The sequence below is a fragment of the Bradyrhizobium nanningense genome (assembly GCF_004114535.1).
Taxonomy (GTDB): domain Bacteria; phylum Pseudomonadota; class Alphaproteobacteria; order Rhizobiales; family Xanthobacteraceae; genus Bradyrhizobium; species Bradyrhizobium nanningense.
The window spans coordinates 251,263-264,939 of record NZ_LBJC01000002.1 but is presented as its reverse complement, the minus strand read 5'-3'; the positions used below and the strand labels follow the sequence as shown (position 1 = coordinate 264,939).

13 protein-coding genes are annotated in these 13,677 nt (G+C 63.5%); 9 read left to right on the top strand and 4 right to left on the bottom strand.

All coding sequences use genetic code 11. The annotated features are described in order from the left end of the window. Positions 1–37 precede the first annotated feature (37 nt). Positions 38–1,468, top strand: a complete 1,431-nt coding sequence (locus tag XH84_RS01250) for a phospholipid carrier-dependent glycosyltransferase (RefSeq protein ID WP_128916566.1) — start codon at positions 38–40, stop codon at positions 1,466–1,468. A 52-nt stretch (positions 1,469–1,520) separates the two neighbouring features. Here the strand turns inward: XH84_RS01250 and XH84_RS01245 are convergent, their stop codons facing one another. Continuing rightward, positions 1,521–2,162 carry an OmpA family protein gene (locus XH84_RS01245; protein ID WP_128916567.1) on the bottom strand — a complete coding sequence of 214 codons (642 nt, stop codon included), beginning with the start codon at positions 2,160–2,162 and terminating at the stop codon, positions 1,521–1,523. A gap of 495 nt (positions 2,163–2,657) precedes the next feature. Here XH84_RS01245 and XH84_RS01240 point away from each other — a divergent pair, with 495 nt between their 5' ends. The 3 genes from XH84_RS01240 to XH84_RS01230 all read left to right on the top strand — a co-directional run bounded on the left by XH84_RS01240 (position 2,658) and on the right by XH84_RS01230 (position 4,556). Then, complete coding sequence (locus tag XH84_RS01240; RefSeq protein ID WP_128917151.1) at positions 2,658–2,903, top strand: hypothetical protein; 246 nt, start codon at positions 2,658–2,660, stop codon at positions 2,901–2,903. 119 nt (positions 2,904–3,022) lie between these two features. Continuing rightward, positions 3,023–3,274: a hypothetical protein gene (locus XH84_RS01235; protein WP_128916568.1), complete on the top strand. Its 252-nt coding sequence runs from the start codon at positions 3,023–3,025 to the stop codon at positions 3,272–3,274. Between the two features lie 115 nt (positions 3,275–3,389). After that, positions 3,390–4,556: a winged helix-turn-helix domain-containing protein gene (locus XH84_RS01230; RefSeq protein WP_128916569.1), complete on the top strand. Its 1,167-nt coding sequence runs from the start codon at positions 3,390–3,392 to the stop codon at positions 4,554–4,556. Between the two features lie 84 nt (positions 4,557–4,640). On the opposite strand, the gene XH84_RS01225 is transcribed toward XH84_RS01230, so the two are convergent. Continuing rightward, entirely contained in the window at positions 4,641–5,069 is a 429-nt protein-coding gene (locus tag XH84_RS01225; protein ID WP_164935881.1) for a ribosomal maturation YjgA family protein, read from the bottom strand. Between the two features lie 80 nt (positions 5,070–5,149). On the opposite strand from XH84_RS01225, the gene XH84_RS01220 reads away from it, so the two are divergent. Next, a complete protein-coding gene (locus XH84_RS01220; RefSeq protein ID WP_128916571.1) occupies positions 5,150–6,490 on the top strand; it encodes an MFS transporter in 1,341 nt (446 codons plus the stop codon). Between the two features lie 72 nt (positions 6,491–6,562). Here the strand turns inward: XH84_RS01220 and XH84_RS01215 are convergent, their stop codons facing one another. Next, positions 6,563–6,916, bottom strand: coding sequence for a type II toxin-antitoxin system PemK/MazF family toxin (locus XH84_RS01215; RefSeq protein ID WP_128917152.1), 354 nt, complete (start codon positions 6,914–6,916; stop codon positions 6,563–6,565). A gap of 153 nt (positions 6,917–7,069) precedes the next feature. Next, complete coding sequence (locus XH84_RS01210) at positions 7,070–7,300, bottom strand: antitoxin MazE family protein (RefSeq protein ID WP_128916572.1); 231 nt, start codon at positions 7,298–7,300, stop codon at positions 7,070–7,072. Between the two features lie 167 nt (positions 7,301–7,467). Here XH84_RS01210 and XH84_RS01205 point away from each other — a divergent pair, with 167 nt between their 5' ends. From XH84_RS01205 to XH84_RS01190, 4 genes are all read left to right on the top strand, one after another. Further along, on the top strand, positions 7,468–8,574 hold the full coding sequence (locus tag XH84_RS01205; RefSeq protein ID WP_128916573.1) for an efflux RND transporter periplasmic adaptor subunit: 1,107 nt from the start codon (positions 7,468–7,470) through the stop codon (positions 8,572–8,574). Positions 8,575–8,862: 288 nt separating this feature from the next. Beyond that, on the top strand, positions 8,863–12,000 hold the full coding sequence (locus XH84_RS01200) for an efflux RND transporter permease subunit (protein WP_128916574.1): 3,138 nt from the start codon (positions 8,863–8,865) through the stop codon (positions 11,998–12,000). Between the two features lie 34 nt (positions 12,001–12,034). Next, positions 12,035–12,634, top strand: a complete 600-nt coding sequence (locus XH84_RS01195; protein ID WP_128916575.1) for a TetR/AcrR family transcriptional regulator — start codon at positions 12,035–12,037, stop codon at positions 12,632–12,634. 178 nt (positions 12,635–12,812) lie between these two features. Further along, positions 12,813–13,436 carry a flavin reductase family protein gene (locus XH84_RS01190; protein ID WP_128916576.1) on the top strand — a complete coding sequence of 208 codons (624 nt, stop codon included), beginning with the start codon at positions 12,813–12,815 and terminating at the stop codon, positions 13,434–13,436. The last annotated feature ends 241 nt before the right edge of the window (positions 13,437–13,677 follow it).

Here is a 13,677-nt window from a genome sequence, read left to right as displayed (position 1 = left end):
ATATGTCCCTGATCGTACCGGATCGCGCGTGCTTGTGATGTGGCGGAATTATCACAAGCGGCGCGGGACGTGCGTCATGCTTAGTGACAGTTGCGGCAGAATGCGTTCAATGAAAAACGAGACTTCTATTTTTGTCCGCGGTGACGCAAATTTGCCACGCAAAATATCCCCTCAGCAGCCGCTCGAATTGTCCGCGGTTCCGATGATGTCGCGAAGCGCAGTGATCGCTGTCGCGATTTTCCTGGTCGCGCATCTCGCGCTGCTGATCGGACTGACGACGCCGGAGAAGTTCGTCTTCGATGAGGTGCACTACGTGCCGGCGGCGCGGCAGATGCTGGCGCCGGCGATGTCGCAACCGATGCTCAATCCGATGCATCCGCCGCTGGGCAAGGAGCTGATCGCGATCTCGATCGCGGCCTTCGGCGACAACGCGCTTGGCTGGCGCTATCCCGCGACATTGTTAGGCGCATTGGCGATCGTCGCGATCTATCTATGCGGCCTCGCGCTGTTCTCGGGGCAAGGCCCCGCGATCGCGGCGGCGCTGATCGCGGGGCTCAACCAGATGCTGTACGTGCAGGCGCGCATCGCCATGCTCGACATCTTTGCGCTCGGATTCGGTCTGCTCGCGACCGCCGCCTTCATGCACGGGTTTCGACGAGAGCGGCCGCAGGCGCTGTTCGCGCTCGCCGGCAGCCTGTTCGGCTGTGCTGCAGCCTGCAAATGGAGTGGCCTGTTTCCGCTCGGCGTCTGCATCGCGATCGTTGCAATGATCCGCCTGATGCAGAGCTGGCGCACGCTGTTCGCCGACCCGAAGCCGGACGACTGGTATCGGCCGGACCTTTGGCCCGGCCTCCGGCTGCATCATGTCGCGCTGTGCTTCGCCGTCTTGCCCGCCGTGGCTTACCTTGCCGCTTTCGTTCCGCTCTATGGATTGTCGTTGCCGGATCTGATCGAGGCGCAGCGCCGGATCTTCGCCGACAACACCACGACCGCGATTGCCGGCCACACCTATATGAGTTCATGGCCATCCTGGCCGCTGCTCGCGCGCCCGGTGTGGTTCCTGTTCGACAAGATCGCGGAAGACAACGTCTCCGCGGTCGTCTTCCTCGGCAATCCGCTGGTGTTGTGGCCGGCTCTGCTCGCGCTCGCGCTCGTGCTGCGCGACTTCGTCGTCGAGCGCCGCTGGGACGCGTTCCTGATCGCGGCGTTCTATTTCGGTCCCTGGCTCGCCTGGGCGTTGCTGCCGCGCACGCTGGGTTTCATCTACTATTATCTGCCGGCCGCCACCGCAGCGTCGCTCGCCCTGGTCTACGTACTGCGCCGGGACGGCCTGCCGCGCTGGCTGCTTTGGGTCTATGTCGGCGTGGCGGGGATCGGTTTTGCGGTCATGCTGCCGATCTCGGCGGCCTTCATCGGCACCTCGATGCGGACTTTCGGCCGGCTGATGCTGTTCCAGAGCTGGATATGACATCGCTGCCTGCCGAGGCGGCAGGCGGCGTGTTTCGAGCGATGATGGCGAGTTATTTCGACGCGGTCTTGGTGTCCATGTTCACGACCTGGACGCGGCGATTGATCGGGTCGGCGCCGTTGGCGGTATCCTTCAGCTTGGTCTTGCCGTAGCCGACGGTAACGAGATCTGTGCCGTTGAGGCCGTAGTTCTGCACCAGGTACTTCTTGATGGTGTCGGCGCGCCGCTCGGAGAGTCCTTGATTGTATTCTTCGCCGCCGATCGCGTCGGTGTGGCCAGCGACCACGAAGGTCGAACCCTTGAGCGCCGGATCGGACAGGGCCTTGCCGAGCGCCTGCACCGACGGCATCGAGGTTTTGGCGATATCGGCCGAGTTGTAGTCGAACTGGATTTCCAGGTCGATCTTCGGCTTGGTCGCCGCGAGCTCGGCGATCTGCTCGCGCTCGCCCGTCGAGAGCGAGCGGGTCGAGCGGTTGCGCAAGGTACTCAGGAACGTCGCTTCCTTGGCCTGCGCGGCCGCGTCGGGCTGCGAATCGACGGACAGGCCGCGGGTCGCCGGCTTCGGCTTCAGCGCATCCAGGATCTGGCCGGTGGAGACGTTGTTGTCGCCGGCAAGAGCCACGCCGGCCGTCATCGACAGCGCGGCCGAGAAAGCAATCGCCTTCAGTCCAAAGAACTTATCAAAACGGCTCATTGTCGTATCCTCGTTATTACGCCTGATGGCGATTTGATGCTGCGAGCATAGGGCGGGTTCAAAGGCCCTGATGTGACCTTGGTCACGGTGGCCACAACTGCTTCCAGGCTCATTTTTCGAGTATGTCCCGGCGTTCCGGCGTGGCGGACCGGCACGTTTCGCGGCCGCTCGGGAGGCAGGGCCGATCGTCCAATAGCAGTGGTCGCAATCTCCGCGGGATAGGTTCACGCGGCGGCGGGCCCGGTGTGCTTGAAATCACGTTGAGGTGCACGGGCTCTTGGACCGAAGCCTCCGCACACCGATCGTCGCAAAGCCGTCGCCGCGTGGCCCGGCCGCGAACAAGAAATCGGCAAGATGCCCGCATAGCAGGGCGCTTGCCCTGCAATCGCGAACGAAGGAGCCGAGTTCCGTCCAGTGCCGAGGCCCAACGACTATCAACGTGACTATCAATTCTATCGCGGTGGCCCGCCGGATCGGACAGTGTCCCTGAACTCGATGCCCATCTATGTCGGTGCAGCCATGATCGCGGTGGCGATCCTGCTGTCGACGCTGATCACCGGGCTGACCTCGCGTTATGTCGGGCTCGAAGGTCCGACCGAGGAGAACGTGTGGCTGGTCGACCGCCTCACCGGCAGCATCTATCGCTGCCAGGCGGAGAGGCGCGGCAAGGCCTTGTGCGAGCCCGAGGTCGCCACCGGAAGCCTTGGTGACCGGCCCAAGGCACCGAAGGATGGCCGCTAGGCCCTCCGTCTTCGCACCGCAGCAAGAAAATTGTCTTCTCCGCGAAACGTCGGCGCGAGAGAGTACGTAATTGCGAAGGCCGGCATGACGCCGGTTTTGTTTTACGGAGGAGACTTTCGATGAAGATCTTGCTCACGGCCGCAGCCTTGGTCGCCTTCACCCTTTCGCTGTCCCCGGCATCTGCCGCGATGATGGCGTGCACCAAGGACAACATGATGAAGTCCGCCGCGATGATGGGCGCGCCCGATACCCCGGCCAAGATGGCGTCGAACAAGGAAATGGCCATGGCCAACGCCGACATGAGCAATGGCAAGATGAAGAGCGCCTGCATGCATTACATGAAGTCGCAGAAGGCCATGATGGCGAAGTAGGCCTGGGCGGCGTCGAACGGCCGCGCTGTCAGCAGATGGCAGCGCGGTCTTTTCTTTCGGCGTTTTGCCTGCGCTTCTTTCTCCCGGCGCGAATCCCGTTACATTGCGTTCTGCAATGTCACGCACGCCCAAACCCCACCCCCTCACCACGACACAGGCCCGGCAGATCTGGCTGCATGCCCAGCGGCTGGATGAGCGCACCCCGTTCGGCGAGGGAGCAAAGGCCGTCGCGGATGCGGTCGCCCATCTCGGTTATGTGCAGATCGACACCATCAACGTCATCGAGCGCTGCCATCATCACATCCTGTTCAGCCGTATCCCGTCCTATCGCCGCGCCGATTTGCGTCATGCCCAGAGCGTCGACAGAAGCGTGTTTGAGTATTGGACGCATGCGCTCTCTTACGTGCCGACCGGCGACTTCCGCATGTTCCTGCCGGCGATGCGCGAACATCAGCGCGAGGGGCACAAATGGTTCGCCTCGGTGCAGCCGGCCGACATGCGCAAGGTGATGCGGCTGGTGCGTGCCGGTCCGCTGACGATCCGCGACATCGAGGATGACGTGCTCACCGAGAAGGAGCATCTGTGGCAGAGCCGCAAGCCTTCGAAGCGGGCGCTGCAGCTCGCCTTCTATACCGGCGCCGTGACCATCAGCGAGCGGCAGGGCATGCTCAAGACCTACGAGCTGATGACGCGCCATTTCGGCTGGGACAAGCTGCCGAGGCCGGCCTCGGCAAAGGAGATCACGACCTATCTGCTCGAGCGCGCATTGCGGTCGCAAGGTGTGGTGAGCCTCGATTCCATCTGCCACCTCGACGCGCCGCGCAAGAAGGCGGTGGCCGGCCTGATCGCCTCGCGCGTGCGCCGCGGCGAGCTCGTGCCTGTTGCGATCGACGGCGCCGGCAAGCAGGAGCATTGGGCGGTGCCGGCCGCGCTCGAGGCGGGCGGTGAGGCGGTCTCACCCGATCTCGTCCACATCCTCTCGCCGTTCGATCCCCTGATCATCCAGCGCAAGCGCACCAATCTCATCTTCGGCTACAACCATCTGTTCGAGGCCTATGTGCCGAAGGCCAAGCGCAAGCTCGGCTATTTCGCGCTGCCCGTGCTGGTCGGCGACGAGATCGTCGCCGCGCTCGATCTGAAGACCGATCGGCAGGCCAAGAAGCTCTTGATGCAGAAATGGACCTGGATCGGGCAGGGGAAGAAGACTGCGGGCCGCAAGGAGCTCAAGCAAAGGATCGAGGAGGAGCTCGATCGCTTCGAGCGGTTTCAGCTCGCGGAGTGAAGGCGGATCGTAGGGTGGATCAGCCGAAGGCGTAATCCACCACTGTCTGTTTCTGCAGAGACGAAAGCGGTGGATTACGCTTCGCTAATCCACCCTACGTTTCTCGGCTAGCCGATCGATCCACACGGCAACCGCAATCCCGACCGCATATGCCACCAGATTCCACAGCGAGAAGATTCGCCCCAGTAGCAGCGCGCCGGCCGTCGTCAGCCGGAATGCATCGAGCCATGGCGCGTGCACCAGGCGGGAGAATTCCACGACGACTGCGATGATCGCCGCGACGGCTGCGATCCGCGTCCGCGTGAGTCGCGGCAGCAAAACGCCGGCCAGCAGAAACACCATCGTGGCCCACAATAGCGAGCCGCCATACTTCACCGCGAAAGCGGGGAGGCCGAGCGAAAAGCCGTACCAGCGCAACGATAGCCCGCAAGCGATCGCGAGCAGAGCGAGGATGGCGCGGATCATCGCCATCTGCATCGGCGCAATGGCGTGATCCGGCTGCGTCCCGTGCATTGCTCGCTCCATTGACTCTTCGCCCACGATGCTCAAAACCGCCACTCGGCCCTAGAAAAGCAACAACCCCGGGGGGAGCCATGAGCCAGACCACCACCTATGCCGGTTCCGCCGGCGGCGCCAAGAACGCCAAGAGCGAAATCGAGACCTCGACCATCCGCGCCATCTCCTGGCGCCTGATTCCGTTCCTGGTGCTGGCCTACTTCTTCTCCTATCTCGACCGCGTCAATCTCGGTTTCGCCGCGCTGACCATGAACGCCGAGCTGAAGTTCACGCCGCTGATCTTCTCCTGGGGCGCCGGCATCTTCTTCATCGGCTATTTCATCTTCGAGGTGCCGAGCAATCTGGCGCTGGAGAAGTTCGGCGCCAGCCGCTGGATCGCCCGCATCATGGTGACTTGGGGCATCATCTCGGCGCTGATGGCGCTGACGAGCGGCGTGACGAGCTTCTACGTCCTGCGCTTCCTGCTCGGTGTCGCCGAGGCCGGCTTCTTTCCCGGCATCATCCTCTATCTCACCTATTGGTATCCGGCCGAATATCGCGCCCGCTTTCTCGCGGCCTTCGCCATCGCGGTGCCGGTCTCGACCGTGATTGGCGCGCCGATCTCGGGCCTCTTGCTCGGGCTCGACGGCTTGATGGGCCTGAAGGGCTGGCAGTGGCTGTTCATCATCGAGGGCATCCCCTCCGTACTGCTCGGCATCGTCACCTGGTTCTATCTCACCGACAAGCCGGGGAAGGCGGATTGGCTGTCGGGCGAGCAGAAGGCCTGGCTCAAGGCGAAGCTCGATTCGGAGATCGCCATCAAGCAGGCGGTGAAGCATCCCTCGCTCGGCCAGGCGCTGTCGTCGCCGAAGGTGATCGCGCTCAGCCTGATCTATTTCGGCTTCGTCGGCGCGCTCTATGGCATGCAGTTCTGGCTGCCGCAGATCGTCAAGGCGTTCGGCCTCACCAACGCCCAGACCGGCTTCGTCACCGCGATCCCATATCTGTTCGGCACCATCGCCATGATCCTGTGGGCGCGGCACTCCGATGCGACGCGCGAGCGCGTGATGCATGTCGGCGCGCCGCTGCTGCTCACCGCCGTCGCGCTCGCCGTCTCCAGCTACCTCACCGATCCCACGCTGACGATGGTGGTGTTGACTGTCGCGGCCATCGGCGTGTTCTGCTGCTTCGGTGTGTTCTGGACCCTGCCGACCGCCTGGCTCTCCGGCACCGCGGCCGCCGGCGCGATCGCCCTGATCAACTCGGTCGGCAACCTCGCCGGCTTCGGCGGGCCGTACCTGATCGGCTGGGTCAAGGAAGCCACGGGCCAGACCTCGACCGGTCTCTTGGTGCTCGCCGTGCTGCCTCTGCTTGCCGGCATCCTGGTGTTTGTGGGAGGTCACGACAGCAAGCACGAGTTTGTGGAGCAGCGACAGTAGGAATTGGCTGCCATTCCGGGGTGGCCTTCGGGACCATCCCGGAAGGACGATGCTGCTGTGGCGTACGGGCTGCTAATCTGCGCCACGGGCTTTTTGTGAGCCAGCTAGTCCGAGAAACACCAGCAAGGCGCGATTGAGGCGTAAGAGATCCTCGTCATCGAGCCGCCCGATCGACGTCCCCATCTTGGATTTCGGCACTGTGGTGATCTTGTCGACCATCAGGCGGCATGCCACCCGGAGGCCATTACGATCGTTCGGTTCAAGCAGCAGGCGGAAGATCGGCGCCTCAGTTTCGTATGTTGTTATTGGGAAAACCGTGACCGACTCTGTTGCGTCGAAATCGTCGTCCTGCACGATGACAACCGGACGTGGTTTCCCTGCATGGTCCTTTCCGCCGGCTGCTGTCCAAACGTCGCCTCTCCGCATTGCTCGATAAACCGCCATCTTGGGCGTGCTCCGTTGCTGGACGTCCGTCCGCGCGCGGACGGGTTTCAGTGGGGCGAGTTTTGGACAAAGCTTCCTGCGAAAATGTTTCTTACCTGAGACCCTGCCGACTGAATTCTGGGATCTGTCTACAGGTCATTCCGGTTCGCCAGGCCAATCGGAGATCGCATCAACGAAGGCCTGATCCTCTTGCTCGTGGGGGCTCGTCGCGACCGCCAGTGACTGGCGGTGGGCTTCGGCCTTGAAGGACGCTGAACGGACATCTGGGACCCAGATCTGGATCGGACGCAGTCCCTGAGCGCGCAGTCGCTCTCTATGCTCGCGGACCTTGGCCCGAGACGACTTTGGCTTAGACGAGGACGGCATGGGTCCCTCCAATGGTTACATGTAACCATATCAAGATGGGAGAACTCTGCCAATCCGGTAGGAACTCACCACTTTAACGATCACGCTTTTCTGATGACTGACGATTATTGACTTTCATCAGTGATTAGTCGACATTCCTCTCATTCGAGATACAGGAGTGTCCTTCGATGTTCGTCCGGTCGGTTTCGTCGAGTTATTCCAGGCTGTTGGCGGGTGTATCGCTGGCCCTGATGGCCGCGACCCTGGCCGGGTGCAATGACACCGTCGCCGAGAAGGCCGAGCCGCCGCGGCCGGTTCTGGTCGCAACCGCGCATTATGATTCCGAGACGCCGGAGCGGAGCTTCGTCGGCACCGTCAGGCCGCGGATCGAGAGTGACCTCGGCTTTCGCGTCGCCGGTAAGGTCGCCAAGCGCCTCGTGGAGGTCGGTCAGACCGTCGAAATCGGCCAGCCGCTCGCGACCCTCGACGAGGTCGATTTGAAGCTGCAGGCCGAGCAGGCCCTCGCCGAACAGACCGCGGCCACCGGCGTGCTGGCCCAGGCGGCGGCCGCCGAGCAGCGCGCCAAGGATTTGAAGGCCAAGGGCTGGACCACGGACGCACAGATGGATTCGAGCCGCGCCGCCGCCGACGAAGCCCGCGCGCGCTTGAACCGCGCCGAGCGCGCGCTCGAATTGAGCAAGAATTCCCTTTCCTACGCGACGCTCGTTGCCGACGCCCGTGGCGTCGTCACCGCAACGCTGATCGAGCCCGGCCAGGTGGTCGCCGCGGGCCAGGCTTCGATCCGTGTCGCCCGCTTTGCCGAGAAGGAAGCGGTCGTCGCGATCCCTGAGACGCTGGTTGGACGTGCCAAGTCGGGCGTCGCCAGCGTCACTCTTTGGTCCGAGCCGAACAAGAAATACACAGCCAAGCTGCGCGAGATCGCGCCAGCGGCCGATCCGGCCACGCGCACCTATCTTGCGAAATTCTCGTTGCCCGAGGCCGACGACAAGGTCGCGCTCGGCATGACCGCGACGCTCACGCTGTCGGATGCCGCGACCGAGCGCGTCGCGCGACTGCCGCTGTCGGCCCTGTTCAACGAAGGCGGCAAGCCGTCCTTCTACGTCGTCGACGACAACGGCGCGCTTACGCTGAAGCCGGTGACGGTGAAGTCCTACGAGAGCAACGACGTCGTCATCACCAGCGGCGTGGAAGAGGGCGCCAAGATCGTTGCCCTCGGTGTGCAGAAGCTTGATCCGGGCCAGCGGGTGCGGGTCGTGTCGTCACTGTCGTTTTAACTCTCGTCATTCCGGGGGCACGCGTAGCGTGAACTAAGGTGCGCAATTGCGCACCTGAGAATCTCGAGATTCCGGGTCTGGTCCTTCGGACCATCCCGGAATGACAAGAGAAGTCGAGTTCCGTCGTTGCAAGGCGAGTTTCGGCCCCGGCGCCAATGCTTGGGCTGAAGCGGCGAAGCGATCCAGAACCTGCCCAGCCCCCTGGATTGCTTCGCTGCCTCGCGACGACGGGTTGAACAGAGTGACTGTCGTGTTTTTGGCAATTGGATCGTCTTTTCGGAGAGAGCGATGAAGCGCTTCAACCTTTCGGCCTGGGCCGTCAGCCATCCGACGCTGGTTCTCTTCCTGATGATCATTCTCGGCGTCGCCGGCTTCTTCTCCTATGAGAAGCTCGGCCGCGCCGAGGATCCGTTCTTCACGGTGAAGGTGGTCAACGTCTCCGTGATCTGGCCGGGCGCGACCGCGCAGGAGATGCAGACGCAAGTCGCCGATCCCATCGAGAAGAAGATCCAGGAGCTGCCCTATTTCGAGAAGGTGCAGACTTATTCCAAGCCCGCCTTCACCGCGCTGCAGGTGACCTTCCGCGACAGCACGCCGCCGAAGGACGTGCCTTATCTCTTTTATCTGCTGCGCAAGAAGCTGGTCGACGTGCAGGGTCAGCTGCCATCGGGCATCCTGGGACCCGTCGTCAACGACGAGTTCTCCGACGTCGATTCCATCCTCTACATGATGACCGGCGACGGGACGGACTACGCCCAGCTCAAGAAGGTTTCGGAAGGCTTCCGCCAGCGCCTGCTCAAGGTGCCCGGTGTGACCAAGGTCGACGTCTACGGCAACCAGGACGAGCGCATCTTCGTCGAGTTCAGCCACGCCAAACTCGCCACCCTCGGCATCACGCCGCAGGCGCTGTTCGATTCGCTCGCCAAGCAGAACAACGTGACCCCCGCCGGCACGGTTGAGACCTCCTCGCAGCGCGTGCCGCTCCGTGTCACCGGCGCGCTCGACGGTGCCAAGGCCGTTGCCGAAACGCCGGTCGAGAGCAACGGCCGCGTGTTCCGCTTAGGGGATATCGCCACCGTCACCCACGGCTATGTCGATCCGCCGAGCTTCGTCGTCCGCCAGGAAGGCAAGGCCGCGATCGGCATCGGCGTCGTCACTGCCAAGGGTGCCAACATCCTCGACCTCGGCAAGGAGGTCGAGAAGGCGACGGCTGACTTCATGAAGGCGGTGCCGCAGGGCATCGACGTCAAGCTGATCGCCGACCAGCCCAAGGTGGTCGAGCACGCCGTCGGCGAGTTCGTGCACTCCTTCATGGAAGCGCTCGTCATCGTGCTGTTCGTCTCGTTCCTGGCGCTCGGCTGGCGCACCGGCATCGTGGTCGCGCTGTCGGTGCCTTTGGTGCTCGGCATCGTCTTCGTCGTCATGAACACGATGTCGCTCGACCTGCATCGCATCACGCTCGGCGCGCTGATCATCGCGCTCGGCCTGCTCGTCGACGACGCCATCATCGCGGTCGAGATGATGGTGGTGAAGATGGAGCAGGGCTGGGACCGCATGCGTGCGGCGTCCTTTGCCTGGGAATCAACTGCGTTTCCGATGCTCACGGGAACGCTGGTCACGGCCGCTGGCTTCCTCCCCATCGGCTTTGCCAATTCCGCGGTCGGCGAATATGCCGGCAGCATCTTCTGGATCGTGGCGATCGCGCTGGTCGCTTCCTGGTTCGTGGCGGTAATCTTCACGCCCTATATCGGCGTCAAGCTGCTGCCGGAGATCAAGGTGCACCACAACCACGATCCGCACGCGGTCTACGAGACCCGCATGTATCGGGGCCTGCGCGCCATCGTGCAATGGTGCGTCAACCATCGCATCACCGTGGTGGCCGCGACCGTCGGCGTCTTCGTCGCCTCGATCGTCGGATTCGGCCATGTCCAACAGCAATTCTTCCCGCTGTCGGAGCGGCCCGAGCTGTTCTTCCAGCTGCGCCTGCCCGAGGGCACCGCCTTCAACGTCACCGAAAAGGCGGTGAAGAAGGCCGAGACATTGCTGAAGGACGACAAGGACATCGAGACCTATACGTCCTATGTCGGCCAGGGCTCGCCGCGCTTCTGGCTCGGCCTCAATCCGCAGCTGCCGAACGAGGCCTTTGCCGAGATCGTCGTCGTCGCCAAGGGCGTCGAGGCGCGCGAGCGCATCAAGGCCAAGATCGAGAACGCGGCTGCCGAGGGCTTCCTGTCCGAGGCGCGCGTCCGCGTCGACCGCTTCAATTTCGGTCCTCCCGTCGGCTTCCCCGTGCAGTTCCGCGTGATCGGCCCCGACGCCAACACGGTGCGCGAGATCGCCTACCAGGTTCGCGACGTCATGCGGCAGAACAAGAGCGTCAAGGACGTCCAGCTCGACTGGAACGAGCAGTCGCCATACCTCAAGCTCGTCGTCGATCAGGATCGCGCCCGCGCTATGGGCCTGACCCCGCAGGACGTCTCACAGGCGCTCGCGATGCTGATCTCGGGCTCGCAGGTCACGACCGTGCGCGACGGCATCGAGAAGATCGGCGTGGTCGCGCGTGCGGTTCCGTCCGAGCGCCTTGACCTCGGCGGTGTCGGCGACCTCACCATCACCTCGCGCAATGGCGTTGCCGTGCCGCTGCAGCAGATCGCCAAGATCGAGTATGCGCACGAGGAGCCGATCATGTGGCGGCGCAACCGTGACATGGCCATCACCGTGCGCTCCGATGTCGTCGACGGCGTGCAGGCGCCCGACGTGACCAACCAGATCGCGCCGAAGCTGAAGGCGATCAAGGATCACCTCGAGCCGGCCTACCGCATCGAGGCGGGCGGCGCGTTCGAGGAATCGGCTAAGGGCAACGCCTCGATCTTCATCCTCTTTCCGGTGATGGTCATGGTGATGCTGACGCTGCTGATGATCCAGCTGCAGAGCTTCTCGCGCCTGATCCTGGTGTTCCTGACCGCGCCGCTCGGCATCGTCGGCGCCTCGCTCGGCCTCAACGTCGCCAACGCCCCGTTCGGCTTCGTGGCGCTGCTCGGCCTGATCGCGCTCGCCGGCATGATCATGCGCAACACGGTCATCCTGGTTGACCAGATCGAGACCGACGTCTCCCACGGCCTGACCCGGCGCGAGGCGATCGTGGAGGCAACCGTCCGCCGCGCCCGTCCGGTGGTGCTGACGGCGCTCGCCGCTATCCTCGCCATGATCCCGCTGTCGCGCTCGGCCTTCTGGGGTCCGATGGCGATCACCATCATGGGCGGCCTGTTCGTGGCGACCTTCCTCACCCTGCTGTACCTGCCGGGCCTCTATGCGCTGTGGTTCAGGAAGAGCCTGGACGAGGCGGGCAACCCCGAGCAGCCTGCCGCGCCGCAGCATGGGAGCGATGACCCCCGCGCAATTCCGCTTGCTGAAGCGGCTGAATAGGTGAGATGAAGTGCTGGTTGACGAGTCCTGACAGATGACACTGGTTGCGGAACATATCGAAGGCGACACCCGGGATCGTATCCTCGAGGTGGCCGAACGGCTGTTCCGCCAGATCGGGTACCAGAAGACCACGGTCGGCGACATCGCCAAGGAGCTCAGGATGAGCCCCGCCAATGTCTATCGCTTCTTCGAATCGAAGAAGGCGATCCATCAGGCGGTGGCCAGCGGGCTGATGGGCGAGGTCGAGCTCGAGGCGCAGCGGATCGTGGCGAGGCCAGGGCCGGTGCCGGAGCGCTTCCGCGAACTGCTCACCACCATCCATCGCATGAACACCGAGCGCTACGTCGGCGACAACAAGTTGCACGAGATGGTCGAGATCGCGATGCAGGAGGATTGGCAGGTCTGCGTCAATCATATGGAGTGCATCGCCGGCGTCGTCGGCCAGATGATCGCGCAGGGCGTGGCCTCCGGCGAGTTCGAAGCGCCGGACCTCCAGCTGGCCTCGCTGTGCGCCTGCACCGCGATGATGCGGTTCTTCCACCCCCAGATGATTGCCCAGTGTGCCACCAAGCCGGGCCCGACCATCGACCAGATGATCGATTTCGTCATCGCGGGTCTGTCGCCGCGCCACTGACGGGGCGGGAAGTTTCTCCCTATAAGCAGTCGACCGCCTCGGGCTGACCGGTTGGTGGCGGCGCAGGACGGACCAACAAACTCTGTCGTTGCGAGCGCAGCGAAGCAATCCAGACTGTCTCCGCGGAGGGATTCTGGATTGCTTCGCTGCGCTCGCAATGACGAAAAGGAAGCAGCGCGTGACCGACAAAGACCTGTATTTCTACGAGCCCTCCAAGGGCCATGGCCTCAAGCACGATCCCTTCAACGCCATCATCGCGCCGCGGCCGATCGGCTGGATCTCCTCGCGCGATGCCAAGGGTCACGTCAATCTCGCGCCTTACAGCTTCTTCAACGCCTTCTGCTACGTGCCGCCGATCATCGGTTTCTCCTCCACCAATTGGAAGGACACGGTCGAGAATCTCCAGCAGACCGGCGAGTTCGTCTGGAATCTCGCGACGATGGATCTGGCCAAGCATATGAACGCGACCGCCGCGCATGTCGCGCCCGAGGTCGATGAGTTCAAGCTTGCGGGGCTCACCGCCGTTCCCGGCAAGCTCGTCAACGTGCCGCGGGTCGGCGAAAGCCCGGTCGCCTTCGAGTGCAGGGTGTCCGACATCGTCCGTCTCAAAGGCGCCGATGGCAAAGCCGCCGACGCCTGGCTGACGCTAGGGGAGGTGGTCGCCGTGCACATCGACAAGGCCATGATCAAGGACGGTGTCTACCAGACGGCCGCCGCCCGCCCGATCGTCCGCGCCGGCCGCCGCGGCGATTATTTCGAGATCAAGCCCGAAAACATGTTCGAGATGGTTCGGCCGGACTAGGCAGGCGCCTCTCTCACGCCGTCATTCCGGGGTGCGCCGCGAGGCGCGAACCCGGAATCCATACTCCCGATGGTGGTTATGAAATCCGGGCTCGACGCTGCGCGTCGCCCCGGAATGAGGCGGAGAGACATCTAGCCCCAATCTCCCTCCCCGGAACTGCCCCCGCGCCCCCGCCGTTATGGTCCTGGGGGCGGCCGCCCGGCCGCGTCAATTTTGCAGGCGAAGTGTTCGCCTCCGCCAG